At 61.7% G+C, this 1,348-nt stretch carries 1 protein-coding gene; it reads left to right on the top strand.

Annotated features, from left to right (window positions below; all coding sequences use genetic code 11):
- Positions 1–1,019 precede the first annotated feature (1,019 nt).
- Positions 1,020–1,348, top strand: a 329-nt coding sequence (locus EVS83_RS15945) for a hypothetical protein (protein WP_208108773.1), incomplete at its 3' end; no start/stop codon positions are given.

Raw genomic sequence — 1,348 nt, 5'->3', positions numbered from 1 at the left:
TTAGTCGTGCTTGGCCCATGACTCGATCGCTGCTGGATTGGCCCGCGGTAGAAGCGCTCGCGGTCGAGAATGGCATTGCCGCCTAACAATTCGTCCAAGCCGACGCCGCTTCGCGGCGCGGCTTAACTCAGGTGTTAGGCGTCTGATGCGGCTTTCTCTCTTCTTGGTGCTCGCTGTAACTGCAGGGTGTAGCGCGTCGCCTCAGATGCCGCGCAGTGAACGCTTGTCAGTCTCCGAATTCGATCGATTGCTAAGTCAGTGCTCGCGCTCGTCGGTGGCTGGAGCCGCAAATCCGTGGCGTCTATCGCCCTCGCAGGGCCGCGCCGTTGATCGTGCAGTAGAAGGTCTCGCCAGCGAGCCAACTTGGCATGGCGCGGTGCCCCCAGCCCGCTACTATCGACAATACCTGGGCATCACGGTCTCGGGCCGCCCGGTTGTCTACATCAACGCGTTTCACCCGGACGTGCTGAAGGTTCAAGCGGCAGTCGCCCAGCAGAGCACCCGCTCGTGGCGAAGTCGGGCCATGACTGTCTGTGATGGCGGCAGCTGGTTTTGGGGCGCAGTATTTGATCCAGCCACCCGTCAAATCTCGCAGGTCGAGTTCAATGGTCAATAGCAGAGCGCCTAACAATTCGTCCAAGCCGACGCCGCTTCGCGGCGCGGCTTAACTCAGGTGTTAGCGCCCACCACCGACTCTTCTTAGAGGTCGTAGTGGTTGTCTGGCGGCTCGACGCTTCTCGCTCCACCCAGCGGCGCCCTGCTCCATCACGGCTTGCGTACCGCATCCCTATCGCCAGCCGCGTGCCTCGCTCTAGCACTCGTCCATTTCCGCGCCCCGCCCTTAGCTGCCAGCGTGCGCGAGCCACTCGCGGTCGCCGGCCGTGGCATTCTTCGCTCATAAAGTTGGAGCCGGCTCGGCATCTCCGTGTGGGCTCTAACAACTCGTTCAAGCCGACGCCGCTTCGCGGCGCGGCTTAACTCCGGTGTTAGAGCCCTCAACCTATTTCATGGAGAGTGCAGTGAAGGAGATCACAGTCACGCGGAAGCCTGTCTGCGCCGCGGACGACCAAACACTGCCGCTCGAGCTGGTGCTCCAGGTGTCTGAGACGGAGGCCTTTAGCTCATTTATCCAACGCATCATTGGTGCTGGCTTCCTGCAGTTCTCGTCCACTCACACCTGCGCCATTGGGTTCGTGGGCAGTGAGCCGGTCGCTCGTGTCCTAGCCAACTTCAGCACCGGGCCCGTGGTTGAGTTCGTCGCGCCAGCAGCAGCTGCTACGTCAGCCGTAGTCCCTAGCGGGCTATTGGAGTTCCGCTGGTCGGGCTCTAACAATTCGTCCAAGCCGAC

This window comes from Cognatilysobacter terrigena, from assembly GCF_004361065.1.
GTDB lineage: Bacteria > Pseudomonadota > Gammaproteobacteria > Xanthomonadales > Xanthomonadaceae > Cognatilysobacter > Cognatilysobacter terrigena.
The sequence above is the reverse complement of the archived record's forward strand: the minus strand, read 5'-3'. Positions and strand labels throughout refer to the sequence as shown.